Here is a 26,290-nt window from a genome sequence, read left to right as displayed (position 1 = left end):
TGTAATTCAGAGAGTACAAAGCCCCACAGGAGCAGAGAGGGCAAGCCTCTCAGCCCCTGTAGGGCTACTTAATGTTTAGTTAGAATGGTGCGTCGTCATATTCAGGGGTTTTACAGTCACCGAGGCTGACCTTGGATTTAATCTGCTCATATAACGCCAGCATTTCGCGCACGAGTTCTGCGTTCGGTCTCGGCTGTCCGTTAGGTTTCACCCAGCTCTGTTGCTTCCACTTCGGTGCCCATTCAGTGAGCGTTTTTATCGTCGCGGCATCCATCCCTTTAATCTCAATAGAACTCACCTCCTGATCTAGCAAACTTTTAGCGATGTTTAATGTGTGCATACAGAGCTGGTAGCGCATTGCTGATACTGTAGATTTCTTAACTTCAAATACTTGCGTGTCACCACCTACAACCGAAACAGTCGAACCCTTACCGCCAACACCAAGCTTACAGGTAATGGTCTTTTTCGTAGGTCTTGCTGTGAAAGTACTCAAAAAGCTTAAATCTTCTTTTGGTCGAGAATTACTGTATCGATTTCTCTTAGGCTTACTGCGTGCAAGGCGAGCATCACGTTCAACTACTAACTCCTGCAAGCATTCTTCGGCTTGTTTGTAGGTGTAAGCCCCCTTCTTCTTACCACCGGGTTTAGCAATAATTTTCTCACATTCAGTCCATGTTTTTACGATACGAGCTATGTTGTTATTTACCGATGCGTAAAAGTTAAATTTTTTATTAGCCATAATAATGCTCCTTAAAATTTTATTGAGTTAGCCGCCGGAATGACGGCTGTGGATTTGAATAAATGTCATTGCGTGTGAGGTTGGGTTTCTTATATCCCCAACGGTGCAATGGTTGATTGGTAAAAAAGCCCTTTGAGATAAGGGCTTTCGATAGGTCAATATTTACGATCTCAACGGGCGTTGAGAGCTTCTCGCAGTGAGGAACGAGATTCAGGGTTGAAGAGGATTTCAACTTCGAAGTCAGGAAACTTCGAGACTATTAAGCGAGCTAAACTGATGGTTAGCTCAGTCATCGGTACAGCGCCTTCAATCAATTTGGCGTTCTTAGCACTACGAACAGCGGTCGCTTTAGTCAGATAGCCGTTATCTGTTAACCACTCAGCTAATGCTTTGGCGGTAATGTCCTTCTTTCTCATGCCATTTTTCTCATGAGCATAGAAACGCAAAAACAACCGCGCCATTAAGCTTTCCGAAGTCTCATCAGCCTTTAAGCGAACGTCTTTGTGACTGGTACTTTCTGCCATTACTAAACGGTCTTGCCATGAACACCAATCATCAAAGTTTTTTAGAACATGAGACTTGCGCCAGCGATCAAAGCGCAATCGTGTAAACAGCATCTCATCCAAAGACTTGTGTGGCTTGGTTTCAAGCGCAATATGACTCCGTCCTTTCACGTCAACCATTACCGGATTTAGGAGCTGTCGCTTTTGATCATATTCCATATTCAGGAAGATAGACCGCTTCTCAAGCATCAAATCCTTATGTTCTAAAAAGCGCATCCGGTTCGGTGTCAGGTAGCTACCATCAACTTTGTCACCTGGTTTACGGGTTAAATATTTATCCACCATATAAGCACTTTGGTCATTGATGGTTGGATCGACTTTAACGCCACCTTTAGCCAGTATTGGCTCAAAACCTTCACTCTCTATAACGGTGTACTGAGCACGAGTCTTAGCACCGATCAGTTGCTTCGCTTGATGCTTGAGTTCTAGTACTTCACCGCCAGTTGGGTCTATACGGTGGTAGAGCTCTCGGAACCGCTGACAAATAGGACCTTTTAAGTCTATTTCATTCAGATCAGCATTAGTCAGGAAGCCGTCTGTCGTCACTGAAACAACAACCTTGTCATCGGGGATGCTATGAAGCATTTCCCCCAACAAGGCTCTAGCTAAGCCAGTCGTGTAAGCGGCGAAAAATGGGTTGGTCAAAGTCGATGGTGGTAGTTGTGTAGAGTAACCAACTTGGATATCGAACGACCTCTTTGGGCGCAACGATTGAGCTAGCTTTCCATAGCAACTATTCAACATTTCCTTAGTCAATTTCTCGTCAAAGCTATTTTTAACTAATGACTTACGCCGTTCTCGCCCCCAGCGCATGAAGTCTTCGAAGATTCGTTTATCATTCTTCCAGGGCACGACAAACGCTTGCTTGATGATAATTTCTGCACCTTGGCTATAAGCAACTTCAAGCTCATGACCTGTACAGTGCGTCTCACCCGATAGCGGAAATATCAATCCATACTCAGATCGAACGGCTAAACTTGGGAAGCGAGTATGTTCAGGGAACTTAAACTCAACCCAAGCCAAAGCACATTTGTCTCCAAACAGCTCTTTCAGATCTCTGGTCATGTACATCTGGTCGTAATCTAACTCTCGCAGACCTAGCGTAATCGCCGAATAACATGATGGAACGTCATAATCTCGCCAAGTATCAATAGGAGTAGGACCAGCGATAAATGACTCGTTGCGTCCTCCATGGTAGGCCATGGTCGAAAAATGCTCTAATGTCATGCGAGCTGTTACAGGCACATCACGAGTTATCGTTAGCGGTTTACTTCGGTCAGAAGGCCACACTTCTTTAGTCACCTTCTCAAAACCAAACAAACCACGGTAACCGCGCTTATCCTCCAAACTATTAACAAAGGCTTTAACGGCAATACCACCGATGGTGAACGGAACCGAATTTAGACCGAGTGTATTTTGACAGAAGGAAGAAACACGCTCGAAATGACGAGCACTGATAATTGAATCAGTAATTGCATACTCAGCGAATTTCTCCGGTTGTGCTTCCAGAAACTCATCCATTCGAGAGATAGAGTAAGGCTCTGGGATTTCTACCTTTGGAATCTTCAATAGCTCTCCGACAGAGGCTAATGATGATCCATTGGGTGAAAGCAGCATGGTGTCGTAAAACGTGATATACAAGGTGTGTCGATTGCGGGATTTGTCGTGAACATTGAGAGGCTCTTTATCGATACGTCGAGACATGACTTTATCAAGTTCTAGTCCGTATACGTCATCAAGACTCGCCACCGTCTTACGCAACCCTTTTACGTGGGTCTTTAACTGATCAAAGGCTTGGCTGAAGTTAAACAAATCCGCCGATAGCCAATGGGCGCACAAAATGATGTCTGTCGGCCACTTATCAAGTACTTCATCTTCCATCGCTTTTTCTATAGCCTGAACCAAGCATTTGTCCAGTGCCAGCCGTCCCGATTTTTTGGTCGAATCAGGGAACAAGATAATAGTTGATAACTTGCCCTGGAACAGAACCGCGAATTGGTAGCTCAAGATACGGTTGTAGCCTCCGCATTCAGACTCCACATACTCAGTATCCATGGCTATCACGGGACGTTCAAAGAACGGTGTTGCCTTTCGCTTTTTACGCTTGGTTTGCTTCTTCTTTTTGGGTTTGCGGAGCACTATGGATTTAGCTTTGCGCTTTACGCCATCAAAAGAAGCAGGCTCACTCGGTTGAGCTTCACCCCAAGCACTTACCGCTTCTTCCTCAGTCCAACCGGATGTTGCTAGGTTGTCCATGCTTAAGTCAGAAGACTGCTCTAACCAATTAAAATTTTTACTCATGAGGTTTACTCCAGATACGCAAAAAGATGCCCGAAGGCATCTTTTTGAAAGGGTTAAAAGATAGGTCTTATCGATATTCTGACCAGTCCACCGTTGGCAAATCATTGCCTTCAGAAAACGATATCAGCGCATCAACAATCGCATCTCGTAAACCGTCTAGATCTGAGTATTCTTCGGGAGTAAACATCGCGAGTAGGTTATCGCTATTCGTCGCCGTAATCAGAAGCGCTCCAGACTTACCTGAAATGAAAGCGTTGGAGATCGCACTCGCGTGAATCCAGCTTCCACTTTCCAACATCAAGCACTTTCCTTTCTCTGGCTTCACCGCTTTTAAGATCTTATCGAACAGCTCACCAACTTGATCGCCAGACTCGTTAAGAATCAAGTGACAGTTCTTATCCAACACCACTAAGCGATCATCAGACGCTAATACTGTTTTGCCGTTAGCCACATTCGCGACACCAGATTTCGTTTTTACAAACATTGCGTTCATTTTTTATTTTTCCTTCTAAAATTGAATTGTTAAAGAGCAGCGAAGAAGCTCGCTGCCCCCTCGAGAACAACCAAGCGAGAGAATCGCTGCGTTGCTGAGGTCCATATTAGGGATGAAAGAAAGCACTCAACTAAGAAGGGAATAGAGTCGACAAACCACAAAACAACTGACCTTGATATTTAAGACCAAAGAATCTCAAGCGGAGATCCCCAGTCACGAAAGGCGCTAGAAGAAATATCAATCGTCAATGCTGTGATAGTAAAAAGCTCGATCTTCGGTACACTTTTGTTTGATTTTCATAGGCAGATACTAAAAAGCCCAAAGGCGTCCTAACGGACGCCTTTGGGCTTTTATCTCTATTGAGAGATATTACTGTGTTAATGCATTGTCATCTCTTTCTCCCAACGCTCAACCTCACTACGCAAGAAGCGCACACTGCGGCCTATGCGCATCACTGGCGGTAAGCTTTTAGGGTTGCGAGTTACATTAGTTCGTACGGTTGCCGGGTTTAAGCCGTACATTTCAGCAAATTCTTCAATTGTTAGTACTCTGGACATGTCGAACTCCTTAATCGATTTGTAAGTTAGGTAGCATGGCGTCAACGGTCTGCTGAGAGGCTTGCGCTAAATGGGTATTTTGATAGTAGGCGTAACGCTCGGTGACATTCACATTGGAATGACCAAGGCTTTGCTGCGCGAGACGGATATCGTTCGTCGCAATCAACATTTGGGTTGCGTAAGTGCGGCGAAGATCGTGGATAGTAAAAGGTGCGTCCAGACAGCCTTCTTGCTTCATGGCAAGCTGAATGCGCTCCATACAAGCGCGTGGGTAGGCAATGTGCTCACCTTTGTTCTTTAACGAAGGGAACACCCAATCGTTGAACGACACTTTGAGACATTTACGGATCAGGCGTTTTGCTGGCTCGGAGAAATAGACGCGCTGTGATTTACCAGACTTAGTCATCAGCAGGAGCGCAGAAGAAAGGTCATCCGCAAGCATAGATCGAGTCAGGCTAATCACATTACCAATGCGCATACCTGTCAACAAACTCAACATCAGCGCACTCGCATGTAGAAAGTTAGGTTCAGCACACGCATTCCGACAAAAGCTTTCCGCTTCTTTCGAGGACAACACTCGGTCTTTCGCATTGTTCTCCACCCTCTTTTTAACGCCCTTTACTGGACTTTTATCGATAATCTCGTGCTCAACCGCCATCGAAAAAAGTTTCGACAAGAAGGCGTGATAGCGGTTAATAGACGCATGACTTAAGTCAGTAAGTGAATTGAGAAACCGCTCAACATCACGGCGAGTCACGTCCGTAACACGCTCTTTACCAAACGCAGCCATTACGCGCTTAGAGCGGGATAAAAAGGTCTTAGAATCGCGGTGATGATTACGACTGTATGGAAGTACAACGTCATCAAAGAACTGTTGTACAGTCAAACGCGACCCCTTCTGGTATGCCCCAGACTGAACATCAGCGATAAATTGGTAAGCCAACTGATTGAATTCAGCAAACTTCATTTCGGGGTAAGTCCCAAACGACTCGTAGTAACGCTTTCCTTTCCAGCCAAGGCGAACAATCCAGCGCATACTCTTCGCGGTCACAAGTACGCGCAATCGGGGGTTTTTCTTCCAAGGATACTCAACACCTTGCTCGCCCTTAGCAGGACGAGGCAAGGCGTTAAGTAACTTCTGGTTCATTTCTATCGGTGTAGTGCTCACAATATCTCACTCCGTATAAGTAAATCGTGAGCAAAGATTAAGGTGACACTGACTGAAGAGTGCCGACCACACGACTCCCTCTACAGACCATAAAATATGATGCACCGTAAGAAAAAAGAGTTCATACAAAGAGATTAACTAGTTAGTATGCACAGATTAAGGAACCATTTTGTTTGATTTAATATGCCTAGAAGAAAACCCGTACTCTATGAAAAAACGGTTTACCTTTTCACGCCAAAAGCTAAACCCTTATCAATTCATAACAAGCACTTGCTCATCATTACCCTACAGCGGCTATTTGGCTTCAGTCCTGATAAAGCTACCGCAGCATTGGAAAGTGCCTTTAAAAAAGCAGGGTTACACCAGTCGTTCCCAAAGCGTTCCGCACATTCCACTTATAAAACTAAGCACATTAAAACGCTCAAGCCATTGAAAGAATTGTCAAACAAGAAAAGAATTGCGCTCACTTTAATCGAGAGCAGCATTGTAGAATTGGACAGCAGTAAAGACGAGGCATACCAAGATATAGAGATGCCAATCACGGTAGATATTCTAGACTTCCCACCCTGGTATAAACAAAACCGAGAATTTATCCAGCTCTTGGGAAACTTCATTTCAACCGAGCGAAAGTACGAAGAAGAAAGCCATCAGTTGCTTCTTGAAGCCGTACGCAGAGCATCACCACCAGCAGAAAAGCACCTAATAGAAACGAATCTCAAGTTCTACAAAAAACATATTGGTCAACCAAGTACCAATAAAGTAGCTAACAAACAGCTCTTAGATGCCAAACTCGTTATCTTTAACACCATTAACGACGAGGTTGATAACAAAGATAGTAAAGCTGATACCAAAGAAAGCAAAGAGATTGAGACAACCACTCATAATTACTTAGATTATTATGACGATACGCGTGGCGAAACTGACGAGAAAGACGACGAACAGAGCACGTACCTTATCTATCTCTTGGTTAAACCAAGCAAAAGTATCAAATACATCCCGTTCAAAATTACCAACCTAAATCCGCTCTACAAATATCTTAGTAGTAGAGACAGCACTTACTCAGTGTATGCAATTAAAAACCGTAATCAATTAACGCTCGAACTCGTTATTAGTGACAAAAGTCGAATAAAATATAAAGCCACCATCGAGCAAGACTTTCAGCAAGACGTACCTAACCCGTTTACTGGTCAGATATTATTCAATAAGTTCAACTTTTGGGAGCCATCGTTACCTGACAAAAAACACACAATTGTTAGACAAAGAAAAATTCACACATGTAACGTAAAGCTCTCAACATCGGAGGGACATATCGGCAAACGCAGCATAAGATATATCTTGCAACGTATGCACCAATCGCTCTCGCTGACAGAGTTTCACGATATCGTTACACCCAAAATGTTCATTGAAAGACCTCAAGCATATAAAACGAAACCTATCTTGCTCACATGGCCGTGTGAAATTAAGAATGGTATTAATTCCCCAACGGGCTAAATGAACACAGAGGAAAAAGCCCGACGAGATAAAGGGAAAACACTTCCCATAAGTTACGATAAAGAAAAAAGTAGGGACAAACCATCCCTACTATTTCTTTAGTCAGCCTTGCCCCAAATTGCACCAACGATCCCCCCTACGACTACGCCAACAGGAGTGCCTAGAGGATGGGGAACCTTTGAGCCTATCATTCCACCAATAATCATGCCCTTACGAGCTCCAGATTCACTTAACTCAACTTCATATTTCACAGAGCTATCACGTTCAGGGTGATATACCTTAATAGCGCTTTCTTCGGGGAGTGATTCCATATAGCTTCTCCTTTTCTCACAGGTACGAAAAAGGGCGACACCATTGCTGATATCGCCCTTAGATATATTCAAATTATCAAGATAACTTAATCATCGTCATCATCAGCCATGAAGTCACCGCCGAGCCAACCATCGTCGCCCGGTTCCATGTCGAAGTCCTGACTGAAGCCAGAATCTTCTGTGCCATCATCATAGTCACCTTGGTCTTCTGTCCAGTTGCCCATAACGAATACTCCTTCTTAGCTGTAATCCATTGCGCCGCATGTATCACATGATCCGCCCTTACTGACCCAACCGGGACAACCTAAAGAGCGGCATGAATAACCTGATGCCATAAGTGGCTTAATGAATGTCACTTTCATTATAGTTTCCTTTAATTGACGTTGTAGTAAATCTACGTTGTGTATTATCCCACTGCGCTCGGACAGGGTATGTCCAAGACCGCAGAATGAGTGTGAAAATAGTCATCGTCATTGCCCTGCCTTATCCGATGAAAGCTATGCCAAATCTCAGTGCGCGACGGTTTGAAACATTTAAAAATGTTTTGCCCTCAACCTGTCCAGAGGAAACCGTACGCTAGTAGCATGAGCGATAAGAGTGAAAAGCTAGCTTTAAGACTAGGTGACATATTGACGAGATTGTTTATGGGAGAAGTGCTCTCCCCTGAGCAGTTGGTAGCGGATTATCAGGTAAGTGAGAAAACCCTGAGACGCGATTTCAATGAAAGGCTAGTCAACGCTCCAATTATCCGCACCAATGAGGGTTATCGGTTAGATCCGGTAACTCGAAATAATGGTAATGCGAATACCAACAAGGTACTGCACGATACGGGTTTGTCTGCGCTACTACCTAATCATTACAAGTTCAACGGTCACACCCCCGTTCTGTTTAAGAATCCACGCTCCGAATCCATCGGGAAGTTCGATGCGCTGTTTAGACAGTTGACCGAAGTTATTACCACTCACTCTGTTATTGACCTTACCTACAATGGCAAAACGTTTGAATCTGCCCATCCCTATCGCTTGGTGAATGACCGTGGTATCTGGTTCCTCGCTGCGACCTACTGTGACCAGCTACATTCGTACCGACTGCCGAATATTTCACGGATTCACCGCAGGGAAGATAAATACAAACCGAGTCAAAAAGTCCACGAGGAGATATATAAACAAGGGATGGAGTGGCTAACTCCGGATGATGCAGAAGTGCTTGTACAGGTTGATAGGGAAGCAGCTCCGCACTTTCTTGAAGGTATGATTCTTCCCCACCAGCAGCTATTGAAAGAACTGAGCGACGGTAGTTTGTTGGTTAGCAGTCGAGTATCAAGATTGAGCGATATCTTGCCTTTGTTGAAGTCTTGGATACCTCAAGTCGAGGTGCTTTCCCCTGTCAGCCTTAAGCTTGAACTGATACGCGATCTCCACGCCACATTGGATCGTTACAAGTAGTCAACACGTTTTAGACTACTGAAACCGATCAGCTTACTGAGCAATTAGATCATGATGATCCAAATACTTTATTTGCTGTACATGAGTATCGTTTCATCACGATGCCACGTTAATAAATAACGCCCTAGTGTTCTCTCTAGAAGCACAGCTCCAAGACACCAAAGAACCACGACATAATGTCGTTTCACTGCGCCGCTAAAGCCCCTCCTAACCATCAACTTGCCACTATGTACCGATTTTGAGCTTACCTATGTGGAATAAGCGAAAGGGGTGATTTAGCGAAACCTCAAACCGATACCGCGCAAGGGAAAACTCAAAATGATGCCATTTTTCGTCGTTAATTAGCAAACACTAAAATAACTCCGGTAGGAGAAGTAATTTAATAGGGGTATAACCATGATGTCTGATGCACGAACTCTGCTCCAAATCACTCAGTCCAGTCCGTATTTTTACCTAGTTGATATCGCTAACTTGTTAAGCTTCACCGTCGTTGGCTATCTACTGGGTATGATGACTGGATAAACAGAGCCATGAATTGAACTTGTCACTATAGATTCCGGTGACAAGTTCCTTTTGTTACACCTAGCCTGTTTTAACTAGCTTCTGAAAATAGGTGAAAAATTTGAGTAAAAGTTCATTTGTGTCAATCCATTCACGAATATCGTTATAAATCTATCAGTTAGACTAGTGTTTTATAAGTGAAGCATGTTTAATCCGCATATCGAAACCAAAACAAAATAGGTACAAAAAACATGTCTATTTCATTCAATAAAACAGAGCATCTACTTAACGACTGTCAAAGTGAGAAAATTGCCAAGTGTGCGGCAGCAGCTTGGGGACATGAAGCAACGATGGGAACTCAAATGTTTTTCGCAGAGTCGGATCACTACTCGATTCAGATGGCAGAAGAGCATTTGGAAAACCCAGAAAGCCAAGAAGTTATCTTCATTGACTTTCTAGCTTACAGCGACCATGAAAAGTCACGCACATCTGCGGTTGTTTACGAGAAAGAAGACCTCGTAATGCTTTGTCATTGGTTTTCATTTGGGGATGATGAGGAAGAGTATTTTGAGCCTGGATACCCTATGACCACTTCCGGATTCTTCAGCTACCTGAACTCTCTACCAAATATAAAGAGACATGTTCACCCATCTGCACTAGATGACAAGTATCAGCTAGGGTTGTCTCTACTGGACGAACTAAGTCAGTAAGTTATACCTAATTCTGTTTGTACTGGGGGGTACATTGGATAAGTTGTCATTTCGTATGGCAACGTTGAAAATACCCTAGTTTTCGCGCCAAACTACGAACATAAGATTAAGGTGCGCTCTTGGCGCTGATATTAAGGGAAGCCTTTATCCCTAGTTGCAGAGATAGCATCAGACAAATCATTCTCTCGGTATTTTATATAGGCTTCCCGCCCCTCACTGCTCCCATTGCTTCGACATAGCAATGGGAGCTTTTAATAACAAAACACCAGTGTAAACCAACCAAAGTCGTTAAAATTAAGACTCCTTTCCTTGGTGTTTCCACCGTCCATTGCAATCCAGCAACTTCATCCCCTCTGAATCCCTAAGGCAACGGATTGGGTAAACGTTGCTAAAACTTGCCCCAATGAAAAAGGCTTCCCATCACGCCATGATTAACATGGAGCAATGGGAAGCCTTAGTTTCACTGGGAAGTGAGTCGACTATTTTATGGTACATACATGGTGCTTTCTACTTAGTTTGTTACCGATGGACTAATCCACCGTGACTTTTATCTCATCGAACACGCTCATTTCGACGTAGCTGAGAAAGTTGGATTCCCACATCGAGTAGAACTCCATTACCTCACTACTTGTTATCGGCAGCTCCGGAACATAGGAAAAACTTGCTGTTCCAGATGAGAAGTTAAAGTCCACCTCTTTAACCAGTTCGGGATAAGGACCACCGCAATACGTAAAGTCAGTGATGTAATCAAAGATCCACTGGTCGTAGAGGCGAACAAGCCTTATTTCAACAGGGTGCCAACCGCCGTTTTCCGAACTATAGGATGAATCTCGGAAGTTGATCACCACCGATTGGATCATGGGTGTCCATTTGCCTGATTCGCTGATCACTCGGTTTAAAGCATCTTGAAGATCGACACTGACAGGCAGCAGTAATCGCTCAACGTCAAAAGTTAAGTTCATAATAAAATCTCTTTTAGTTTGTTAGGAATGCACTCTTGTTAAGTGCTCGATATGAAAGCCAGAATTGACTTGGTGGTAAGAATCGATGTGCTTTTTGGGGGGTTATTTCGCTTTGGTTTCAGCGTCAACTAGAGAGAGAATTTCATCTCGACGTTGCTCGTAGTCAGGCGCTAGAACGTGGAGAAACACTGACTTCTCCGACTGGATGATAAGACCAAGTCCCCTGCAACAAGCAGCCATAAAACCAGCGTTGTTCGCTGACTGTCCAGAAAACACACACTTCAGCACTGAACTCTTGAACGGCTTATCACCCTGTACATCTAGCACAGCGGTGATATCTTTAAGCGGGATCATCTCTTTACTATGCAGTCCAGAGCCCTGATTTCCAGTCATACGGATATAGAGTTCGTTTTCCTCGTCATGTAAGGCGATTTCATAGAACACATGGTTCTCTGTTTTCGGACTTAACTTCTTCGCTTTTCCCTCGCGCACAATATTAGCGAAATGGTCTACTGGTTGATCGTCAGTGACCGTGACTTGTTCATTGCCCTCTACGATTTCAGGTTGAACTGTTTCTTGTTGTTGGTTTGATTTACGTGCCATAGGACACCTCCTTTGAGATGGAATTGTTCAGGTATAATTTGGTTTTAAGATTCAGCTTGGTCAGCTAACTTGGCGACAGGGAACGTTGGACTGTTAATTGGAGCGCAGCAGTACACACCTGAGCCCTCCATGGTCACTATGGCGACCGCTAGAAGCCAAGGACAATCATCGTCGTTTAACAACAGCACCCATTCTGGGTAATTAGTAACAAAGCGAAGGAAGTGCAGATCTTCCTCAGATTCTTCATTCAGTTTTTCGTTGGTATCCCCTTCCTCAATCAAGTACAAGGTCGTACCAACTTCATCCCAGAATGCTTTGGTGTTTTCTTCATCACCGAATGGCTCTATCAGGTGTTCGAGTAGTTTTGCTTTCACACCATCAGGCATTGGCAGTGATTGAATATCTTCAAACTTGTTTACTGTTTTCATTTCTAATCTCCGTTTAAGAATGAAAAAGCCCCTGTTTAGCTCGTCGCTAAACAGGGGCTTTTCTAATGTCATTTCTAAATTAACTGGTTAAACCTAACTTCTTTATTCCCAACGTATCTCTGGCTTCGCAGTCACCATATCCGACAAACGAGAGCCAATCTCCCGCCGACGCCCTACAGTCAGCTTCGAATAGCGTCTTGTTGATGACAGGTCAGCGTGATTTAACTGCTTGGCTATGTCGTGTAACGAGACTCCTTGGCTAGCTAACAAACTTCCAACCGTATGACGAGCTGAATGCAGGGTTAGATTCGCTTTATCACCAGGTATGTCGGGCAGTCCCATCCTGGCTTTGATAGCCTTGAAAGCATGCCTAGGTTGCCCTACTGGTTTACCCTTTTTGCGTCCAGGAAAGAGATACGGATTATTCGCCACATGAGGCACTGACCTCAAAATATCAAGCATGTAATCACTCAAGTAAATAACGTGGCTACTACCGTTTTTCGTATGCGGAATAGTGAGTGTTTTCTCCTCCCAATTCACATCGGATTTCAAGCGCAAACGCAGTTCCTTATCCCTCGCGCCAGTCAAAAACAGCAAAGCTAGGTATGCGCCAATACTTTTATCTTCATGGTTCAGAGCGTGACCTATGAACTCCTTTAGCTGTGATTCGGACAAGTACCCAGTTCGCACGTTATCTTCTTTCAACAAGCTCACCTTGTCAGCAATGAGTGGCGCGTCCATCAACTTATATGCCTGACGATTGATCGTTTTGAGCAGAGCTAGAACACGGTTTATCGAGGCAGGAGCATACGGTTTACCCTTAATCGTAACGGCATTCTGCATCTCCATTTGGACTTTGATGATATCGGCGGCGGTTAGTTCATGAATGGATATGTGATGTATCGACTTTGCCAAACGAAACCGAGCAACGTCATCTTTCCAGCTACGTTTCTGTTTAGCCAGTGGCAGGTACACTTCATCAAAGAACCGCTCCAGAGTCATCGTCTTCTCGGTAGTCTGATTGTCACGCTCAAGCTTGGGATCAACGCCTTCTATAATTTGCTGGCGATACTCTTTGGCTGTTTTGCGCAATGTGGCGAGGTCAGTTTCAGGGTGCTTACCAAGACCAATGCTTGCCTTCTTACTTGTTACCGGACTGGTATAGCGTAGAAGGAAGCGTTTCCCGCCAGACTTACCCACTAAGCAGCGAACACCAGTAGGCAAACCAGAATCCTTCATAGCGGACAGATTGACTTCGTAATCGGTAGATTTAGCGCTAGCTGGATTGGATTTAAGGTTGTTAAGGAAAGTGGTGGTGAGTCGTTGTGATTTGCTCATTTAGACCTCCGTTAATTTATATACCCACACTTCAGTAATATAAATTTCAGAGGTCTTTAGTTACGGGTACACCATTGATTAATAGTGGTTTTAGGTAAAAAACCACTATAGTTAACAAAACTGAACAGACATAGGACGATATTGATGCACTACCAAGCACAGCCAAATATGATGAGATATCGACACGTCATTCAAGGCTAGAAAAACATGTATATATTATCGAATATCACTGGCTCCCATCACCAAGATCTGCAAAGGTTAGTTGATCAAGGTGGCGATAGACTTCTCATTACATCACCGTTCTTAGCTTCTGATATGACAAATTTTTTAGATGGCTTTCATTTCAATGCAGTCAAGAACATTGAACTGGTAACGACATTCAAAGCCAATGATCCCGAGCAGTTAACAAAGCCAAAACAACTATTAGACTTCCTCGAATACTTCAATGCCAAATACCCAAAGGTAAAGGCAAAAGTTCACATCGATAATAACCTTCATGGAAAAATCTATGCCCTAACCAAAAACCATGAGCATCAAGCTATCATCACATCGGCAAACTTCACTAAAAACGGATTACACCGCAATCACGAATGGGGGGTACTAACCCCACACAGTGCCCATCTGGACAATCTTATTGATGAAATTTACGAAGCCATTGAATTTAGAGAGCTTACGTTAACTCAACTCAGAAAAGCCGTGATGTTCGCTGAGCAGTATAGATCACAAAAAGCATGGGAAACAAAGCAGCCAAGTGCTGACATCGATATCCTACCACGAGTCTATTCCTCTGAGAGCGACTCAGATAAAGAGCCACTCTACTTCCTAAAACCAATTGGGACTCAGGATGATCCTGTACTTCTCGAAGAACGACGAGATTACTCAGATCTCCACCAGAACTTACACTTTTCCAAGAAAAAGCCTAAAGGTGTAACCAAAGGCGATATCGTCATTACAACTGGCGTAGGGTGTGGTTCCTTGCTTAGTTACTTCAAAGTCACGGGTAGTCTTTTCCATGTAACAGATCAAGAGATAAAACAGGAGGCTTGGAAAGAACGCTGGCCTTGGTATATGGAAGGACAAAACCATAGCTGTGACTTCGGTGGCTCATGGTGGGAATATGACATTAAACGTAACGCAGCATTAGAAGAATTCCGACAACTTTATCCCACAATTCCAGTGACGAAGTCAGGAAATTTCACTCTAGGCACGCTTAACTTCGGTAACGATAAAGTACAGATAACTAAAGAATTTGGCGAATTTTTAATAGGTAAAATAAAGAATTGCATGAAGTAAAAATAAAAGCCGAACGATACAACACGAAGTTATATGGTTCGGCTTTACCCACCCCTATCCCTAATAAACCTTGAACCGTTTCAGCTACTTGCCTCAGCGTTTTCACTTAGTCAGTGACAGGTTACAAGGTTATCCGAATACCTATACACGACCTCAACTTTAAAGCTAAGGTGGTGCTCATGATGAAAGGTACTTGTTGTTGAACTGACATCCAGTTCTGCTTTGAGGTTTGGCTATTGGGTTTTCGGCTACATCTTAAAACGGCAACAGATCGCTATGCAAACCAAGTTTCATTAGCTTTTGATAAAAAGAAAATCTCATCGGTGAAGTATGCTTGAGATTAAAAAAATGGGAAGGCAAATTTAAATCCAATCGAGCGGTTATGGAAAGTGATGAATGAGCATGCGAGGAACAATATTTACTTCTCCTCGAAGGCTGAATTTACAACGGCTATTAATGAATTTTTCAATGTAACGTTGCCAGAAGTTGCAGGCTCACTGGTATCCCGAATTACGGATAATTTTCAGATTTTGAAACCTGCATCTTCAAGTTGAGCGAGTATATAATCGGACGAGAAGGCACAGTGCTCTTGGGTATCTAAGCCCAGTTAACTTTGAACAGCAAAATGTCGCTTAATGAAGTGTCCAGTCTGGCTGGAGCAGATCAGAGTTTTGCTTACCAGATCGAACGACAGTTTACCTCCAATGTGTTTCTTCTAGCTCTTTTTGAGCTTTATCTAGCAACGCCATTAGTCTGTCTGCATCTTTGTATTTCCCTGCGATGATGGCACTGCGTAATTCGACCTGTAGAGCCTTCAATTTATCTAAGCCAGTTGGAGGTTTCGCAAGACGACGCAAACCATCAGCTTTATCCATAGATCTGATGTCATTGTTCATTTAAGCTCCCATTTCGATGAAGAACTATATCTATTTGAGTTTGATGAGAAAAAACTTCTGCTGAACAATTTACACACTCATATTTGAAGTATTTTTTGCGGAATACTTTTTCTATGAATGATCGGTGTATTCGATTAAACACCGTACTCTTCTTACACGAAGGGCACACCCCATAAAGTTGCATATAAATTAGCCTACTGACGAACGGACAATATTTTATTCATACCCAAATTGATATGAAACTTGATTATATGCATATATATTACTTCGAGTTTTTGTTTTTTGATGTGATCTTTGCCGCATAATTTAATGTTAAATAGGCGGTTGGATAAAGTTGGCAGCGGTAGGTTGAAGGTAGATTTATGTAGGACTTTTACACAGGCTAGGCTAAATATTTTCTGCAATTTCTTGTCTATTGGCGATATTGAGCGTATCCGCCCCGTGGGAGCATGGGGAGGATACTGGAAAACAGCTTAATAAGGATTTATACCGAGAGCGAGCCGATGTGCTCAGAGAGTGGGCTGGTGCAGAGATTCTTTACCTAACCATATTTAACGATAGTAGTATCTTGGCAAATGGCGTGTCTGTAGAGCTAATAATTCCACGCCACAAAGGGTCATCACTTCACGTACCCAAGAATAAGTATCCAGAAGAGCCTAAAGCAGAATACGAACCTTACGATAGATTAAAAATTAAAGGTATTCATAGTCTTAATAATCTACCAGACTTGAGTGTGTCATCTGATGCTAAAAACTACTACATCAATTGGAGTATAAACCGCCTGCAAGCGCAAACCAATTTAGAAGCAGATGGGTATGTACTAATTAAAACTGATAAGCCACTTGAGACTCAATGCACTATCTTTTGTGATGAGTTGCCTCAGCCAACCAAGACTACATTCAAGTCAAACCCACCGTTGGGTACTGCTATTGTTTCTGTAGATGAATTGTCGGATGAATCCTACTATACATCATTGCGCGATAAGCTCATTATGGATGGGTATGTTATAAGAGTTTTTGAAGAAATGTTGAACGAATATGAGCTTGAGGACTAGGTAGTTCTAGCACTGCGTTTGTTTACATATTGACATTTATCGCTACTTGCAGAATGTGAGGGACAAAGAGTTTTATTGAGCTGAAGGTTAAGTGTCAAAGAAATCAATAGAAACTTTTTGCTAGAGCTTCAATTTTCAACAATTGTATAGGTTAGTCTTTGGCCTAATTTCAATAACACACCTAGTATAAGGTGGTAGCTATGGCTCTGATCAAGTGTCCTGAATGCTATACAGAAGTTAGTACTTCTGCATATAACTGCCCTAAATGTGGGGGGGGGGGCAGCTAATTGCTTAGCAATTTTCAACAACTGCCTTGTATATTTGTATTTTTTACCGTCACTTTTGTCATGCTAACCAACTGTTATTTAATAGAAAGCCGATGGCATTAAACCATCGGCTTTAGACTTAGTCATCCCCTAAGTAGTCATCATTATTTGGATTGTGAGCATCCGCCCAGTCATCCATATCAGAATCATTATTAGGGTTATTAATATCAGACCACAGGTCTAGCTCGTCTTGTGACATATCTGAAGGATTCATCATAATTATTTCTTTCCTTGATAACGTGAGTTGTTTGGGTTTAGTTGATTTGCTCGATTATCTTGAGCCTTTTGGTACGTGGTGTTATGTCCAGATGTACCTTTGTTGCTGTTAGCTTGATTTGCTTTATGGTTGTTCTGTTTGTTGCTCATCGTTCTATCTCCTTTGTTGAATGAACGATGACATTGTATGAGAGGTGGTTTAGTAGCGACGATGATGGGACGGTGATTGTTCAGTGATTCTTAGTGATATTCAGTGATTTTGGACGGATGAGTGAAAAATGTCATAGCTTAAAAGGGAAACTACCACTGTATTACCTACAGATTTCGCCACCAGAACCACTAACATAGTATTAATAATAACCAGTACAACAGCAGCCTACGGCAAGCTGTTGTACTGGTTATTATATATTTAATATAAAAATCCCAACCAAGATCTAGTCCTCATCTATCAAGCCACATCCACGTAATCCTACAACTACCGACACCAGCAACGCGTTTAGAGTCCATAACTTACATAGACACTCGCTCAAACCACATATTTTTCTACGGTACGCCACTCGGCACACCAATCCCTCACTCGAATCGCCAGAGAGTACCGAGATCATCACTCAGCAAGCTTAGGGCAGCGATATTCACACACTGACGGTTAGTAGTAGAGATGGAGAATACCGCCATTTATTACACTTTAATGAGGTCGGTAAGTCAGCGTACTAACACCTAACCCATTTTTTCTTGGACTGAGGACTACGCTTGATTTGGTTATTTTTGGAAAGCTCATTGATTGCCTTGGTAAAATCTGACTTTGACAGCCCTAGCTGCTTTTGAAAGCTAGGATCTAAAGCACGAGGAGACTTCAAAGCATGAAGAAGCTTGTCTTCAGGAGATTTTTGGGGTGTCTGTTGTGGCTTAACAATTGGAACAACGGTATTCTCTCTAGTCCTGATGCTTTGACAAGGTGCGCCTAATTGCTTGCACTGAAACTCAAATGCTGAAATCAAGCTTTCATCGTTACTGTATAGCTCAAAATGAACAGAGCCCAACTGCTTTTTATCTAAAGCAAGTAGCACCCTAGACAGATATGCAATGATATAGAAATCGGCTTGGTTCTGACCTGTCGGATAGTCAGATAAGAACAGGTACAACGACTTTTCACAAACAAGCTTGACTGAATCTGACTTAGAAAAAACAAAGACTTTATCAACAACAGAAGCGTTAATCTTTTCTAGCTCCTTCAGTCCTACATTTTCAGCATCGACGAAAATCATCTTCATAGTTGGTCAAGCTCCATTTGTTCACCACTATAAAGAAGATTACACAGTTGCATATTGATATCAACTTGGAGTTAATTCATCTGTGTGATTGATTGTAGATGTATTACCCCAACGCGCTTACTACACACACCGCAAAACCTCCTATCTCAAACCGACTTTTCGACTATCCATCAAAACGATCAGTTGTTCCATAAAGGCAAAGCCAAAACCGCATAGTACCGTAAAGTCACCATGGTCGTATCATGGTTCTTCTCGCTCGAAACCCTTGAAGATACTGACTTGCGAGATTACAGAAGTTTGCATTTGTTGGATTTACTAAGATTCCCTTGCGCACAGAATCGTCATGCGATGAACCATATATGGACCATGGGAGAAATTTTAAGGGAGATAAAGTGAGTCTATTTTGGGAAGAGAAGAGGCGATAGCAGGAAAGGAGTTTTGAGGCAAACACCTGAAAAACCGAACATTTTCAAGCACCTAAAACGACGAAAGGCCGCTATAAAAGCGACCTTTCTAATATGGTACCGGTGGGCGGACTTGAACCGCCACGCCCGAAGGCAACGGATTTTGAATCCGTCGTGTATACCAATTTCACCACACCGGCATCTTTGGGCTATTGCCCTTTGATGGTTGGCATTATACGTAAGCTTTTGACCTGCGCAAGCAGAAATACCTTAAATAACTATCGTTTGCTGATAATTTCGCCACAAAGTGTGACAAAGCTGTACTCATAAGAAACGTACGCTCCATTTTCTACTACTCTTCCAGATGAAAATGAGTATACGAAACTCTTTTTAAGTTCTATTTACTGTAATATCAGAAACATAACCATTCCCAATGCTCGACAACGCATTATGGAGCATCTCTGCGGTATCTTCTGCTTGCATGAAGTGACTCGTGTCCATCGTATTGCCGCTTGTTTTCCAGAATTCCGTATCCATTCCACCAGGATAAACCGCGATAATTTTCATAGGTTTTCCTTTTAGCTCCAAACGAACCGACTCAATTAATCCTTTGATGGCCCATTTCACTGCACAATACGTAGACTCTTGCGCTTTAGGTTGTTGCGCGGCTGTGGACATGATCATGACCACTTTTATTGGATGATCTTTGTAACGCTTTACTAACTCTCTTAACACATGAATCGCAGAATTCAGGTTGTTATCAATCAACTTTTGAATCTCTTCCGGCTCCTGCTCTTCCAGTAAGCCAAAATAACCACTTCCCGCACTATGAATGACCATTTCAGGGGACTGTTTCACCCCATCAAAGAGCTGTTTCACATTTTGGTGCGATGAGAGGTTGCAAGCTTGATAACCAACGTTATGAGAGAGTTGTTTTGCTAGTGCGGATAGTTTTTCTGTATTTCTTCCTATTACATACGTCTCTTTGCCTTCCGCATCATAACGCTTTGCTAGTTCCGCCCCTAAACCGCTACTTGCACCTGTAATTACAATCATGCGCTACCTCTTTTCAACCACATACTTTTAATTCATCTATCAATTAAGGTAACAGAATCGTGGTAATTCACACCTCAAGAGCACCATTCTTTGAAGCAAGCAGCTTTCTTACTTTCGTGATGCATGAAATATCAAGCAGAACGACGGGCATTTAACCTATGCTTAAGCAAGAATAACTTTCTGAATTTTCTATCGACTTTCTAGTGAGAACTGAATAGGAGCAAAGAATGACTGGGTCAAAATGGCAGTGGTTACTGAAACAGATGACGCGAAAACTGTGGGTCCGGACGTCACTCTACGCATTACTTGCTGTTGCTACCGCCTTAATGTCGATTGTTTTAAACCAGTTCATTACTCTGCCCCCTGCCATCAACGTCAGCAAGGATTTGTTGAACAACATATTAAATATCCTCGCAACCTCCATGCTTGCAGTGACTACATTCTCTCTCAATATTATGGTCTCAGCGTACAGTGCCGCTAGTGCAGGGGTAACGCCGCGAGCGACAAAACTGTTGATGGAAGACAGCACAACACAAAATGCCTTAGCAACCTTTCTTGGCTCTTTTCTATTTAGTTTGGTAGGAATTATCGCGCTAGGTATTGGGGCCTATCATCAACAAGCACAAATTTATCTGTTCATCGTAACTATCGCCGTAATCGTGATGATCATACTCACTCTGCTACGTTGGATTCAGCACCTTTCCGTACTAGGAAGGGTCAGTGAAACCACTTCATACGTGGAGCAAGCCTTGTTAGATGCGATAAGAAAACGGGGCAAAGAGCGTTGGCTAGGTGCTCACCCGTGGAGCCACCCAGAACATAAACCCAGAGGAAGTAAACCTATTTTGAGCCAAGAAATTGGCTACTTACAGCATGTTGATATGCATCATCTCGATAGTATTGCTGAAGCAAACCAATGCACCATCTACCTTGAGCGACAACCGGGAAGTTTTGTGTACGTAGGTCAACCATTGGCTTGTGTTTGTGGAGAATTGCCAGACGAAAGCGAAGTAACGGCAGCCTTCACGATTCGAACAGAGCGTTCATATGATCAGGACCCTCGCTTTGGTTTAGTCGTTATGGCGGAAATCGCCTCACGAGCACTATCTCCGGCTGTAAATGATAATGGCACCGCAATTGACGTTCTTGGGCGTTCTGTACGAGCACTTTCATTATGGGGAGACCTACTCAGTGAGCCGCCTACCAAAACTCGATATCCTAGACTATTTGTGCCCGCATTGAGCTGCCAGGATTTGTTTGATGATGTCTTTTTGCCGATAGCACACGATGGTGCAGCGCAACTCCAAATACAGATTCGCCTACAAAAGGCCTTGCTAGCTCTCTCTAGTATGCACCCTAAGTTATTTTTGTCACCAGCAATCAAGCTGTCAGAAAAAGCTTTAGAGCTTTCATTAAGCCAACATTATACCGAAGATGAGAAACACCAACTCTCTCAGCTATCTAATCTGGTCACAGACCAAAGAGCCAATGGTTAAGAGAATCGAATTCAGTTGAAACATATTGCTGCACGGCCTCGTGTATCATGACATGTGCTGATAACGTAGGGCAGAAAAGTCACTTAGTTTATACACAATTAAAGACTCTGTGCGTTAGGTCTCTTTTCTCTTGGTGAGGGAATCTATATTCTGACGCACAATTTTTAAGGTAAGTGATGGAATAATGACAACGTCTACAACTCTTCCACCTGCTGGTCTCTTTCGTCGACTTGCAGCGTTGATTTACGACACATTGATTATTATCGCAATTGAAATGATGGCCGCAGGTATTGTTATGGCCGTTGTGTTTGCACTAAATGCAGCAGGATTGTTGAGCTATGGCGAGTACGCTGATGCCGCAGATATGCTCGGAAAACACCCTGTATTGAGCCCTCTATTTACACTTTACCTTGCGGGTGTGTGGATATATTTCTTTGTGTTCTTCTGGACGCGAGCAGGACAAACTCTTGGGATGCGCGCTTGGAAGCTTCGAGTTCGCAATGCCAAAGACGGAGCACCAATTACGGTAACTCAAGCTCTGATTCGTATTTCGACATCTGGCTTTGGCTTGGCAAATTTGACTGTACCGATTGATCCGAAGAAACGTGGTTTCCACGACATTTGGGCCAAAACAGAGGTTGTTGTATTACCTAAGGCAAATTAACTTGTCTAGGAACACAAAAAAGGAAGGCGTAATGCCTTCCTTTTACATTTGGTTCGGTAAAACTTGGTTTATTCGATGATGCTTCAGTTATAGCTTTCTTCGTAGCAGTGCAATCGCAATAGCTAAGAACACCAAACTCGGGGCCAAAGCACCAAACACTGGGGATATGCCATACACCAAGCTTAATGGACCAAAGAACTCACTGGATATGTAAAAAGTAAACCCGGCAACCACGCCCGACAATACCCTTGCCCCCATGGTCACGCTTCTGAGTGGACCGAAAACAAAAGATAGCGCCATTAACATCATCACAGCAATTGAAAGCGGCTGAGTCAACTTACGCCAAAACGCCAACTCATAGCGAGATGCATCTTGTTCCGATGCTTTCAGGTAAGTCACATAATCATACAAACCGCTCAGTGACAATTCTTCTGGCTTCACGGTCACCACAGCTAGCTTATCTGGTGCCAAAGAGGTGTGCCACTCCATCTGTTCGATGTCTTGCTTTGAAATTACGTTTTCATTTTCCATGTCCGTAATTTGTACGTAGCGCATCAGCCAGTTGTTATCTTGTTGGTAGTCGACTTCTTCGGCGAAAATAACTTTTTGTAGATTCTTATCATCATCAAAACGCCACATATTTAAAGCATAAAGCTTGTCGTCTTCGACTTTACCGATAAAGATAAAGTCGTTTGCGTCACGAGCCCACACACCTGAGCGCACAGACACAATGCTACCACCTGATATCGCAAACGCACGTAAGTCACGGGCCATCTTCTGGGCCTCAGGAGCGCCCCATTGGCCTAACGCCATAACGACAATCATGAGTGGGACGGCCGTTTTTAGTACCGATAACCCGATATCCAGCTTAGAGAAACCAGCAGCTTGCATCACCACCAGCTCAGAGCTTGAAGCCAACATACCTAAGCCGATCAGGGCACCGAGTAATGCCGCCATTGGAAAGAACATTTCGATATCACGCGGCACACTGAGTAACACAAAGTACAACGCATGAGTGAGGTCGTACACACCTCGCCCTACTTTACGTAGCTGTTCTACATATTTGATGATGCCCGATAAGCCAACAAACGTCGCTAAAACCAAGGCAGTGGTAGAGATGATGGTTCTACCGATGTAAAGGTCTAAGATTTTGAACACAGCTTACGCGAGCCTCTTCTTGCGGAATTTGTCTTTTATTCGTCTAGCAGCAACGCTGTCCATCATATTCGCCATGATAGCAACAATCAGCAACATCGCATTGATTGGCCACATACCAATAGCAGCCGGGATGTCACCATCTTCTAATGCAGATTTGGTTGCACTGATCGCCAAGAAATACGCTAGATAGATCAGAATCGCAGGCCCCATTTTGGCAAACCGTCCCTGACGCGGATTCACCGCAGACAAAGGAATAACGAGCATTGTTAAGAGTGGAATACACACAAATAACGAAATTCGCCATTGTAGCTCCGCTTGCGCCTCTGGATCTGGGTGACCTATCAAGTCAACCGTTGGGTATGCTTCCCAGTCTCGCCCTTTCTTTTTGACCTCACGTTGGCCGATAACACCTTCGTATTCATCGAATTTCGTGATCATATATTCAACGCGAGTAGGCACACCTTCATAACGCGTACCTTCTTTCATAGTGATGATCTGACGACCGTCCGAAAGCTCTTTTACTTCACCAGAAGATGAGAACATCACACTCGGTAACACTGAATCTCGAGGGCGCATCTGCGCAACAAAAACGTTGCTCAAGGTATTGTCTTTAATGTCATCGATGAACACAACCGATGAACCGTCTGGTGTACCTTGGAACTGACCTTTTTTAAGTAGGTCAACGCTGTTTTCTGACGCTACCTGCTCATAAAGCTGCTCAACGCGGTCTTGAGACCACGGCGATAGCCACAACGCATTGAAAGCCGCCACCGCTGAAGTAATCAACGCTAGGTATAAGGCCGCTTGAACCAAGAATTTATTACCAATACCTGTCGCGTTCATTACGACAATTTCGCTCTCTGCATACAGACGACCAAATGTGATCAATATGCCGATATACAGACTTAAAGGCAGCATTAACAGACCCATTGCTGGCATGTTCAAACCAACAATCGAGAAAATCAATCCAGCAGGAATATCCCCATCAGAAGCATCAGCAAGAACACTTATGAATTTCTGGCTTACAAACACCAAAAAAAGTACGAAAAAAATCGCAAATTGGCTCTTGAGTGTTTCGCGGATCAAATATCTAACAATAATCACGCTGAAATTACCTATACAAAACTTGTTTTTTTGGTCGAATCACTATAGTTTCCCGTTGAACCATTTATTTTTTTAAAAATTATAAACTAGATGTTAGTCGCTTAATCAGCTCTGCATGTAAGCCTGGAGCTAAAATTCAACAAGTAAGCGATCATTATCTAACATTTAGAGCAATTTGTCTTCAGGATGTAGGAGTACGCATGGAGTTCAGTGTAAAAAGTGGCAGTCCAGAGAAACAACGTAGCGCATGTATCGTTGTTGGTGTGTTTGAACCACGTCGCCTTTCTCCAGTAGCCGAACAACTTGATAAAATCAGTGACGGTTACATCAGTTCACTACTTCGCCGTGGTGATCTAGAGGGTAAACCTGGTCAGATGCTGCTACTGCATCAAGTACCAGGTGTTTTGTCAGAGCGCGTTTTACTTGTCGGTTGCGGCAAAGAGCGTGAACTTGGCGAGCGCCAGTACAAGGAAATCATTCAAAAGACGATCAGCACACTTAACGAGACAGGCTCAATGGAAGCGGTATGTTTCCTAACTGAACTGCATGTTAAGGGTCGTGATACATACTGGAAAGTGCGCCAGGCTGTAGAAGCGACTAAAGATGGTCTATACACATTTAATCAATTCAAGAGCGTGAAACCTGAGACTCGCCGCCCACTGCGCAAGCTTGTTTTCAACGTACCAACGCGTCGTGAATTGAACTTGGGTGAAAAAGCAATCACTCATGGTCTTGCTATCGCATCAGGTGTCAAAGCCTCAAAAGACCTTGGCAACATGCCGCCAAACGTAGCTAATCCAGCTTACCTTGCTTCTCAAGCTCGTCGTCTAGCGGACGACTACGAAACCGTAACCACCAAAATTATTGGTGAGCAAGAGATGGAAAAACTGGGTATGACCTCTTACCTAGCAGTAGGCCGTGGTTCTAAAAACGAATCTATGATGTCTATCATCGAGTACAAAGGTAACCCTGACTCAGATGCAAAACCGATTGTGCTCGTAGGTAAAGGTCTAACCTTCGACTCAGGCGGTATCTCTCTAAAGCCGGGCGAAGGTATGGATGAGATGAAGTACGACATGTGTGGTGCGGCATCGGTATTCGGTACAATGAAAGCGCTGGCGAAGCTAAACCTACCAATCAACGTTATTGGTGTTCTAGCGGGTTGTGAAAACATGCCTGGCAGCAACGCTTACCGTCCAGGTGACATCCTAACGACCATGTCTGGTCAAACTGTAGAAGTTCTGAACACGGATGCTGAAGGCCGTCTTGTTCTTTGTGACGCACTGACTTACGTAGAGCGTTTCGAACCAGACTGCGTGGTTGACGTTGCAACGCTAACTGGTGCTTGTGTTATCGCACTAGGCCACCATATCAGCGGTGTAATCTCTAACCACAACCCTCTTTCTCATGAGCTAGTAAACGCTTCTGAGCAAGCGAGTGACCGTGCATGGCGTCTACCAATGGCAGACGAGTACCACGAACAGTTGAAGAGCCCGTTTGCGGATATGGCAAACATTGGTGGTCGCCCTGGTGGCACAATTACTGCGGGTTGCTTCTTATCTAAGTTCGCGAAGAAGTATAACTGGGCACACGTCGATATCGCAGGTACCGCGTGGAAATCAGGCGCAGCGAAAGGCTCAACGGGCCGTCCTGTCTCAATGCTTGTCCAATTCCTTTTGAACCGCAGCGGCCAAGAGACAGAAGAGTAATTTCTGAACAGAATCTAAAAGGGCCGCAAGGCC

28 protein-coding genes, 1 tRNA gene and 2 pseudogenes are annotated in these 26,290 nt (G+C 43.5%); 11 read left to right on the top strand and 20 right to left on the bottom strand.

Translation table 11 applies throughout. From position 1 onward, the window contains the following. Positions 1 to 79: 79 nt before the first annotated feature. From R7P72_RS19800 to R7P72_RS19780, 5 genes are all read right to left on the bottom strand, one after another. Positions 80 to 739: a hypothetical protein gene (locus R7P72_RS19800; RefSeq protein WP_213986437.1), complete on the bottom strand. Its 660-nt coding sequence runs from the start codon at positions 737 to 739 to the stop codon at positions 80 to 82. Positions 740 to 909: 170 nt separating this feature from the next. Continuing rightward, on the bottom strand, positions 910 to 3,603 hold the full coding sequence (locus R7P72_RS19795; RefSeq protein ID WP_318110753.1) for a hypothetical protein: 2,694 nt from the start codon (positions 3,601 to 3,603) through the stop codon (positions 910 to 912). A 67-nt stretch (positions 3,604 to 3,670) separates the two neighbouring features. Continuing rightward, complete coding sequence (locus R7P72_RS19790; RefSeq protein ID WP_065274879.1) at positions 3,671 to 4,096, bottom strand: hypothetical protein; 426 nt, start codon at positions 4,094 to 4,096, stop codon at positions 3,671 to 3,673. A gap of 377 nt (positions 4,097 to 4,473) precedes the next feature. Next, positions 4,474 to 4,653: a helix-turn-helix domain-containing protein gene (locus R7P72_RS19785; protein WP_005484891.1), complete on the bottom strand. Its 180-nt coding sequence runs from the start codon at positions 4,651 to 4,653 to the stop codon at positions 4,474 to 4,476. A 10-nt stretch (positions 4,654 to 4,663) separates the two neighbouring features. Beyond that, complete coding sequence (locus R7P72_RS19780) at positions 4,664 to 5,821, bottom strand: tyrosine-type recombinase/integrase (protein WP_318110752.1); 1,158 nt, start codon at positions 5,819 to 5,821, stop codon at positions 4,664 to 4,666. Positions 5,822 to 6,004: 183 nt separating this feature from the next. Here R7P72_RS19780 and R7P72_RS19775 point away from each other — a divergent pair, with 183 nt between their 5' ends. Beyond that, positions 6,005 to 7,312: a hypothetical protein gene (locus R7P72_RS19775; RefSeq protein WP_213912437.1), complete on the top strand. Its 1,308-nt coding sequence runs from the start codon at positions 6,005 to 6,007 to the stop codon at positions 7,310 to 7,312. Between the two features lie 98 nt (positions 7,313 to 7,410). On the opposite strand, the gene R7P72_RS19770 is transcribed toward R7P72_RS19775, so the two are convergent. The 3 genes from R7P72_RS19770 to R7P72_RS19760 all read right to left on the bottom strand — a co-directional run bounded on the left by R7P72_RS19770 (position 7,411) and on the right by R7P72_RS19760 (position 7,985). Then, entirely contained in the window at positions 7,411 to 7,623 is a 213-nt protein-coding gene (locus tag R7P72_RS19770; protein ID WP_005484882.1) for a hypothetical protein, read from the bottom strand. A gap of 86 nt (positions 7,624 to 7,709) precedes the next feature. Beyond that, the gene (locus R7P72_RS19765) at positions 7,710 to 7,847 is read right to left on the bottom strand and encodes a hypothetical protein (RefSeq protein WP_005484894.1); all 138 of its coding nucleotides are present in this window, start codon (positions 7,845 to 7,847) and stop codon (positions 7,710 to 7,712) included. A gap of 15 nt (positions 7,848 to 7,862) precedes the next feature. Then, positions 7,863 to 7,985: a hypothetical protein gene (locus R7P72_RS19760; protein WP_276449501.1), complete on the bottom strand. Its 123-nt coding sequence runs from the start codon at positions 7,983 to 7,985 to the stop codon at positions 7,863 to 7,865. 177 nt (positions 7,986 to 8,162) lie between these two features. Between R7P72_RS19760 and R7P72_RS19755 the strand changes: the two genes are divergently transcribed. The 3 genes from R7P72_RS19755 to R7P72_RS19745 all read left to right on the top strand — a co-directional run bounded on the left by R7P72_RS19755 (position 8,163) and on the right by R7P72_RS19745 (position 10,279). Then, positions 8,163 to 9,068 carry a helix-turn-helix transcriptional regulator gene (locus R7P72_RS19755; protein WP_213912438.1) on the top strand — a complete coding sequence of 302 codons (906 nt, stop codon included), beginning with the start codon at positions 8,163 to 8,165 and terminating at the stop codon, positions 9,066 to 9,068. A gap of 396 nt (positions 9,069 to 9,464) precedes the next feature. Beyond that, complete coding sequence (locus R7P72_RS19750; RefSeq protein ID WP_256900693.1) at positions 9,465 to 9,590, top strand: hypothetical protein; 126 nt, start codon at positions 9,465 to 9,467, stop codon at positions 9,588 to 9,590. Positions 9,591 to 9,820: 230 nt separating this feature from the next. Then, positions 9,821 to 10,279: a hypothetical protein gene (locus R7P72_RS19745; RefSeq protein WP_025767633.1), complete on the top strand. Its 459-nt coding sequence runs from the start codon at positions 9,821 to 9,823 to the stop codon at positions 10,277 to 10,279. A gap of 530 nt (positions 10,280 to 10,809) precedes the next feature. Here the strand turns inward: R7P72_RS19745 and R7P72_RS19740 are convergent. From R7P72_RS19740 to R7P72_RS19725, 4 genes are all read right to left on the bottom strand, one after another. Further along, a complete protein-coding gene (locus tag R7P72_RS19740) occupies positions 10,810 to 11,241 on the bottom strand; it encodes a DUF2787 family protein (RefSeq protein WP_025796205.1) in 432 nt (143 codons plus the stop codon). Positions 11,242 to 11,343: 102 nt separating this feature from the next. Next, positions 11,344 to 11,844, bottom strand: a complete 501-nt coding sequence (locus tag R7P72_RS19735; RefSeq protein ID WP_213912439.1) for a hypothetical protein — start codon at positions 11,842 to 11,844, stop codon at positions 11,344 to 11,346. Between the two features lie 44 nt (positions 11,845 to 11,888). Next, positions 11,889 to 12,272 (bottom strand): hypothetical protein, encoded by a 384-nt coding sequence (locus R7P72_RS19730; protein ID WP_129153031.1) that lies wholly within the window; start codon positions 12,270 to 12,272, stop codon positions 11,889 to 11,891. Between the two features lie 102 nt (positions 12,273 to 12,374). Further along, positions 12,375 to 13,610, bottom strand: a complete 1,236-nt coding sequence (locus R7P72_RS19725) for a tyrosine-type recombinase/integrase (RefSeq protein ID WP_213912440.1) — start codon at positions 13,608 to 13,610, stop codon at positions 12,375 to 12,377. Between the two features lie 207 nt (positions 13,611 to 13,817). Between R7P72_RS19725 and R7P72_RS19720 the strand changes: the two genes are divergently transcribed. The 3 genes and pseudogenes from R7P72_RS19720 to R7P72_RS26390 form a co-directional block, all read left to right on the top strand. Beyond that, positions 13,818 to 14,903 (top strand): phospholipase D family protein, encoded by a 1,086-nt coding sequence (locus R7P72_RS19720; RefSeq protein ID WP_213912441.1) that lies wholly within the window; start codon positions 13,818 to 13,820, stop codon positions 14,901 to 14,903. A 359-nt stretch (positions 14,904 to 15,262) separates the two neighbouring features. Then, a pseudogene (locus R7P72_RS19715) lies at positions 15,263 to 15,457 on the top strand (IS630 family transposase); the annotation flags it as partial. Then, positions 15,453 to 15,539, top strand: a pseudogene (locus R7P72_RS26390) (IS3 family transposase); the annotation flags it as partial. The pseudogenes R7P72_RS19715 and R7P72_RS26390, both read left to right, overlap by 5 nt. A 59-nt stretch (positions 15,540 to 15,598) precedes the next feature. Here the strand turns inward: R7P72_RS26390 and R7P72_RS19710 are convergent. Further along, on the bottom strand, positions 15,599 to 15,799 hold the full coding sequence (locus R7P72_RS19710) for a hypothetical protein (RefSeq protein WP_318110751.1): 201 nt from the start codon (positions 15,797 to 15,799) through the stop codon (positions 15,599 to 15,601). A gap of 505 nt (positions 15,800 to 16,304) precedes the next feature. Between R7P72_RS19710 and R7P72_RS19705 the strand changes: the two genes are divergently transcribed. Then, positions 16,305 to 16,853: a hypothetical protein gene (locus R7P72_RS19705; protein ID WP_203345220.1), complete on the top strand. Its 549-nt coding sequence runs from the start codon at positions 16,305 to 16,307 to the stop codon at positions 16,851 to 16,853. A gap of 405 nt (positions 16,854 to 17,258) precedes the next feature. Here the strand turns inward: R7P72_RS19705 and R7P72_RS19700 are convergent, their stop codons facing one another. The 5 genes from R7P72_RS19700 to R7P72_RS19680 form a co-directional block, all read right to left on the bottom strand. After that, positions 17,259 to 17,396: a hypothetical protein gene (locus R7P72_RS19700; protein ID WP_203345219.1), complete on the bottom strand. Its 138-nt coding sequence runs from the start codon at positions 17,394 to 17,396 to the stop codon at positions 17,259 to 17,261. Between the two features lie 2 nt (positions 17,397 to 17,398). Beyond that, complete coding sequence (locus R7P72_RS19695; protein WP_023585697.1) at positions 17,399 to 17,545, bottom strand: hypothetical protein; 147 nt, start codon at positions 17,543 to 17,545, stop codon at positions 17,399 to 17,401. A 560-nt stretch (positions 17,546 to 18,105) separates the two neighbouring features. Then, a complete protein-coding gene (locus R7P72_RS19690; RefSeq protein WP_213912443.1) occupies positions 18,106 to 18,666 on the bottom strand; it encodes a hypothetical protein in 561 nt (186 codons plus the stop codon). 519 nt (positions 18,667 to 19,185) lie between these two features. Then, positions 19,186 to 19,270, bottom strand: a tRNA-Leu gene (locus R7P72_RS19685). 190 nt (positions 19,271 to 19,460) lie between these two features. Further along, a complete protein-coding gene (locus R7P72_RS19680) occupies positions 19,461 to 20,126 on the bottom strand; it encodes an SDR family NAD(P)-dependent oxidoreductase (protein ID WP_005381068.1) in 666 nt (221 codons plus the stop codon). A gap of 227 nt (positions 20,127 to 20,353) precedes the next feature. Between R7P72_RS19680 and R7P72_RS19675 the strand changes: the two genes are divergently transcribed. Then, entirely contained in the window at positions 20,354 to 21,622 is a 1,269-nt protein-coding gene (locus tag R7P72_RS19675; RefSeq protein ID WP_005381069.1) for a DUF2254 domain-containing protein, read from the top strand. Between the two features lie 184 nt (positions 21,623 to 21,806). Then, positions 21,807 to 22,286 (top strand): RDD family protein, encoded by a 480-nt coding sequence (locus tag R7P72_RS19670; RefSeq protein WP_005381070.1) that lies wholly within the window; start codon positions 21,807 to 21,809, stop codon positions 22,284 to 22,286. An 87-nt stretch (positions 22,287 to 22,373) separates the two neighbouring features. Here the strand turns inward: R7P72_RS19670 and lptG are convergent, their stop codons facing one another. Both lptG and lptF read right to left on the bottom strand, forming a co-directional pair. Then, on the bottom strand, positions 22,374 to 23,444 hold the full coding sequence (lptG, locus tag R7P72_RS19665; RefSeq protein WP_005381071.1) for an LPS export ABC transporter permease LptG: 1,071 nt from the start codon (positions 23,442 to 23,444) through the stop codon (positions 22,374 to 22,376). A gap of 3 nt (positions 23,445 to 23,447) precedes the next feature. After that, positions 23,448 to 24,548 carry an LPS export ABC transporter permease LptF gene (lptF, locus tag R7P72_RS19660; protein ID WP_005381072.1) on the bottom strand — a complete coding sequence of 367 codons (1,101 nt, stop codon included), beginning with the start codon at positions 24,546 to 24,548 and terminating at the stop codon, positions 23,448 to 23,450. Positions 24,549 to 24,748: 200 nt separating this feature from the next. On the opposite strand from lptF, the gene pepA reads away from it, so the two are divergent. After that, positions 24,749 to 26,257, top strand: coding sequence for a leucyl aminopeptidase (pepA, locus tag R7P72_RS19655; RefSeq protein ID WP_005381073.1), 1,509 nt, complete (start codon positions 24,749 to 24,751; stop codon positions 26,255 to 26,257). Positions 26,258 to 26,290 lie beyond the last annotated feature (33 nt).

It is taken from the genome of Vibrio sp. Vb0888 (assembly GCF_033338835.1).
Lineage (GTDB): Bacteria > Pseudomonadota > Gammaproteobacteria > Enterobacterales > Vibrionaceae > Vibrio > Vibrio alginolyticus.
Note: the sequence above shows the minus strand (reverse complement) of the source record. Positions and strands in the feature narration are given on the sequence as shown.

What these genes read in the sequence shown, in the direction of transcription:
- R7P72_RS19800 (WP_213986437.1), bottom strand. Translation starts at nt 739, where the DNA reads ATGGCTAATAAAAAATTTAACTTTTACGCATCGGTAAATAACAACATA.
- R7P72_RS19795 (WP_318110753.1), bottom strand. Translation starts at nt 3,603, where the DNA reads ATGAGTAAAAATTTTAATTGGTTAGAGCAGTCTTCTGACTTAAGCATG.
- R7P72_RS19790 (WP_065274879.1), bottom strand. Translation starts at nt 4,096, where the DNA reads ATGAACGCAATGTTTGTAAAAACGAAATCTGGTGTCGCGAATGTGGCT.
- R7P72_RS19785 (WP_005484891.1), bottom strand. Translation starts at nt 4,653, where the DNA reads ATGTCCAGAGTACTAACAATTGAAGAATTTGCTGAAATGTACGGCTTA.
- R7P72_RS19775 (WP_213912437.1), top strand. Translation starts at nt 6,005, where the DNA reads ATGCCTAGAAGAAAACCCGTACTCTATGAAAAAACGGTTTACCTTTTC.
- R7P72_RS19770 (WP_005484882.1), bottom strand. Translation starts at nt 7,623, where the DNA reads ATGGAATCACTCCCCGAAGAAAGCGCTATTAAGGTATATCACCCTGAA.
- R7P72_RS19765 (WP_005484894.1), bottom strand. Translation starts at nt 7,847, where the DNA reads ATGGGCAACTGGACAGAAGACCAAGGTGACTATGATGATGGCACAGAA.
- R7P72_RS19760 (WP_276449501.1), bottom strand. Translation starts at nt 7,985, where the DNA reads ATGAAAGTGACATTCATTAAGCCACTTATGGCATCAGGTTATTCATGC.
- R7P72_RS19755 (WP_213912438.1), top strand. Translation starts at nt 8,163, where the DNA reads ATGTTTTGCCCTCAACCTGTCCAGAGGAAACCGTACGCTAGTAGCATG.
- R7P72_RS19750 (WP_256900693.1), top strand. Translation starts at nt 9,465, where the DNA reads ATGATGTCTGATGCACGAACTCTGCTCCAAATCACTCAGTCCAGTCCG.
- R7P72_RS19745 (WP_025767633.1), top strand. Translation starts at nt 9,821, where the DNA reads ATGTCTATTTCATTCAATAAAACAGAGCATCTACTTAACGACTGTCAA.
- R7P72_RS19740 (WP_025796205.1), bottom strand. Translation starts at nt 11,241, where the DNA reads ATGAACTTAACTTTTGACGTTGAGCGATTACTGCTGCCTGTCAGTGTC.
- R7P72_RS19735 (WP_213912439.1), bottom strand. Translation starts at nt 11,844, where the DNA reads ATGGCACGTAAATCAAACCAACAACAAGAAACAGTTCAACCTGAAATC.
- R7P72_RS19730 (WP_129153031.1), bottom strand. Translation starts at nt 12,272, where the DNA reads ATGAAAACAGTAAACAAGTTTGAAGATATTCAATCACTGCCAATGCCT.
- R7P72_RS19725 (WP_213912440.1), bottom strand. Translation starts at nt 13,610, where the DNA reads ATGAGCAAATCACAACGACTCACCACCACTTTCCTTAACAACCTTAAA.
- R7P72_RS19720 (WP_213912441.1), top strand. Translation starts at nt 13,818, where the DNA reads ATGTATATATTATCGAATATCACTGGCTCCCATCACCAAGATCTGCAA.
- R7P72_RS19710 (WP_318110751.1), bottom strand. Translation starts at nt 15,799, where the DNA reads ATGAACAATGACATCAGATCTATGGATAAAGCTGATGGTTTGCGTCGT.
- R7P72_RS19700 (WP_203345219.1), bottom strand. Translation starts at nt 17,396, where the DNA reads ATGATGAATCCTTCAGATATGTCACAAGACGAGCTAGACCTGTGGTCT.
- R7P72_RS19695 (WP_023585697.1), bottom strand. Translation starts at nt 17,545, where the DNA reads ATGAGCAACAAACAGAACAACCATAAAGCAAATCAAGCTAACAGCAAC.
- R7P72_RS19690 (WP_213912443.1), bottom strand. Translation starts at nt 18,666, where the DNA reads ATGAAGATGATTTTCGTCGATGCTGAAAATGTAGGACTGAAGGAGCTA.
- R7P72_RS19680 (WP_005381068.1), bottom strand. Translation starts at nt 20,126, where the DNA reads ATGATTGTAATTACAGGTGCAAGTAGCGGTTTAGGGGCGGAACTAGCA.
- R7P72_RS19675 (WP_005381069.1), top strand. Translation starts at nt 20,354, where the DNA reads ATGACTGGGTCAAAATGGCAGTGGTTACTGAAACAGATGACGCGAAAA.
- R7P72_RS19670 (WP_005381070.1), top strand. Translation starts at nt 21,807, where the DNA reads ATGACAACGTCTACAACTCTTCCACCTGCTGGTCTCTTTCGTCGACTT.
- pepA (WP_005381073.1), top strand. Translation starts at nt 24,749, where the DNA reads ATGGAGTTCAGTGTAAAAAGTGGCAGTCCAGAGAAACAACGTAGCGCA.